Origin of the sequence: Thalassospira sp. CH_XMU1420-2 (assembly GCF_037029325.1) — a bacterium.
Taxonomy (GTDB): domain Bacteria; phylum Pseudomonadota; class Alphaproteobacteria; order Rhodospirillales; family Thalassospiraceae; genus Thalassospira; species Thalassospira povalilytica.
Genome location: NZ_JAYMEG010000032.1, coordinates 1 through 2,391 on the forward strand (window position 1 = coordinate 1; position 2,391 = coordinate 2,391).

Below are 2,391 nucleotides of genomic sequence, written 5' to 3' on the forward strand. Positions count from 1 at the left end.
GGATGATCCGGTATGACGAAAAGTGCTATGCTCCAACTTTAATTGGCGAGCACTCCAAAACCAAATGTCGCGCTACACGCGTCGTGGACCCAGCCGAAGGGGAGGGGAGGGGAGCAACACCACCGCGTCAACAGAACACCACAACCTACTCTCGACAGAAGCTGTTAGGCTTGTTTCGCTCTCTTTGGGAAGAGTCCGGGTTGAATGTTTACGATCCCGGCCTCCGGATGAACTGGGCGGTAGTTCGCAGTGCTGTCGAAGCTCGCGCCCAAGCGATGACATGGGCGGGCACCTCGTTTTCCAATTCTCTGGTTCTTCCGATCCCTCCGAGTATGACCGATGATCGGCAGGCGGAAATAGTGTCAGACAGAACGAAGCTTGCTGTTAGCGCTCGGGACAACACCCGAGTAGTTCTTGTCGCTCCTGTGCGTGGATGGTTACGACCTAAGAATGCGAAGGGGAAAGACCATGCAATACTGGATCTGGCGATCAACGCGCCCGGCAAACCCTCCTATGGGAAAAACCCCTACTCTCTGCGCGTTGTCATGAGTAGTGCGATCTTCAACCGATTGGCCATCTCATACTCTCGCGCCTTTGCGCCGATTTCTGTGCGGATGAAGGAGGAGGGCGCGAAGTCTTCCACGTTGAAAGCGGATCCGAAAATAAAGGCAGTCCTGATTGCTATCTGTAAGGTCCACATGAGTGGGGACGGTGTCTTTACCCTTGCTGCAGAAGATGCTGCGATGGATGTTCTTACGCGAGATTTCATTCCATGTGATAGCAGTTATGAGGTTGAGCTCGCGCGCGCCTTGGCCATAGACGGTCGCCAATATCGGAAACCACTGATCTCCTCTGAATGGGAGGGTATGCTTCCTGATTTCGAGCTGCTCGATGTGGGATCAGAGAGAGCGCCGCTGGAGGTCTTCGGCTTCGCTACTGAGGCGTACCTGGAAACAAAGAGCCGCAAGATTGCCGCCTATGTAAAAAGCGGCCGTCTATTTTGGTTTTGGGACCCGGTGTCCGATGGTGGTCAAACACTGGATGCTGTGTTTCCTCAGCTGCCGCCGCGTGCGGAATAAGGTTAGCTATCACGAAGTCGCTTGTAGAAGGCATTTCAAAACGTAGTGCCCGCCATCTTTGCCGCTGGTATATCGTTCAATTACACCATGCTCGATGAGTTTGGTTATCTGGTAGTGCGCTGCTTGTGGGCTAATTTTATGAGCTCTCGTAATCTGCGCTACCGTTATGTGACCATGCTGAAACACGTGATGCATAATGTCACTCATTGTACGGCCTTTTGATGACTGGATGAGGCATTCTGCCGAACGCCAGGCGTTCTGCATGATACTATCGATCTGGGCAAGTTCTTCAATTGCACAGCTATAGGCTTCAATCAGTCTGACCGGATCGATTTCCTGCTTGTTTTCACTCAGCAGGGACCATATGGCCCCATTTCTCGCCGCGGTATAGGCGATAGGCAGGACAGGCGTCGCGGAAAGCTCGCAGGACTTGGCGACAATGGTCGGGCCCAAGGTAATACATAGCCGAAACCAGAGGGCACCTCTGGATGTCGTGTTGTAACGGACAACCTTTTCTCTGTGCACGGCCCCCCGGATTTGGAGCTGTTTCTCTTCGTCTACATAGCGCAGTGCCTGGGTTAGGAGACTGGCGTGCCGATGGGCTGCCCCAAGAATACCATCAGGATGGCCTTGGTAATCTCCAACTGCAGCTCGGATTTCCTCCATTTCATCTGGTGAGAGCAGGGGGGGGCAGAGAACGTTTGCGAGCTGCTTGTAGCAAGAACTCTGTCTTTCCATCTGCTTCACGGATTTGCCGACGCTGGTATGCTTTGGATGCTAGCTGGAGCAAATAGCGATCAGACAAGCTGGGGCTGCGTTTCGAGCGCCATTGGACTGCCCGGGCAACGTCGACTGCATCTTCCAGCAGTTCGACCTCTGCCGGTTTGTCGCCATAGAGCCCATCGAACGCAAACCATTTGATAATTCTCCGTTCGCCAGTGCTGCGATTTTCGGATTCAAGCCAGGATGTCCATGCCGCATCCCGGATCGAGGTCAGAAGAACGGCCCGATCCCGCCTTTGTGGATCATTCTGAAAACGCTCATCTAAGCGAGCCAGTTGACGTTCGGCGCGAAATAGAAGGCAGTCTATGTCATCCGGCGTTGATTTTTTGCGTCTCGGGGCCTCTCTTGCATCGTCAACAGCTGCAGCCGCGTAGACGAGCTCTTGCTCCGACAACTCATCTTCTGAATTCGGCAAAGCCGGTTCGTGTCATGTGCCACAAAAGGTGACATTCGACTGCCCTCGAAATCAATTCCTTAGCGTTTTCGTTTGCCAGATACGTTGTCATCAATTGTCACAAAAGCTGACAAA

The 2,391-nt window shown here is 53.2% G+C and carries 3 protein-coding genes; 1 reads left to right on the forward strand and 2 read right to left on the reverse strand.

Annotation, left to right across the window (positions count from 1 at the left end; genetic code table 11):
• Nucleotides 1-1,079 (forward strand): DUF1173 family protein (locus tag WA429_RS20960; RefSeq protein ID WP_336107871.1); only part of this gene is annotated, 1,079 nt, incomplete at its 5' end.
• A gap of 9 nt (nucleotides 1,080-1,088) precedes the next feature.
• Here WA429_RS20960 and WA429_RS20965 read toward each other — a convergent pair.
• Together WA429_RS20965 and WA429_RS20970 are read right to left on the reverse strand one after the other, a co-directional pair.
• On the reverse strand, nucleotides 1,089-1,532 hold the full coding sequence (locus tag WA429_RS20965; RefSeq protein WP_336107872.1) for a MarR family transcriptional regulator: 444 nt from the start codon (nucleotides 1,530-1,532) through the stop codon (nucleotides 1,089-1,091).
• Between the two features lie 214 nt (nucleotides 1,533-1,746).
• Nucleotides 1,747-2,277: a hypothetical protein gene (locus WA429_RS20970; RefSeq protein ID WP_336107873.1), complete on the reverse strand. Its 531-nt coding sequence runs from the start codon at nucleotides 2,275-2,277 to the stop codon at nucleotides 1,747-1,749.
• Nucleotides 2,278-2,391 lie beyond the last annotated feature (114 nt).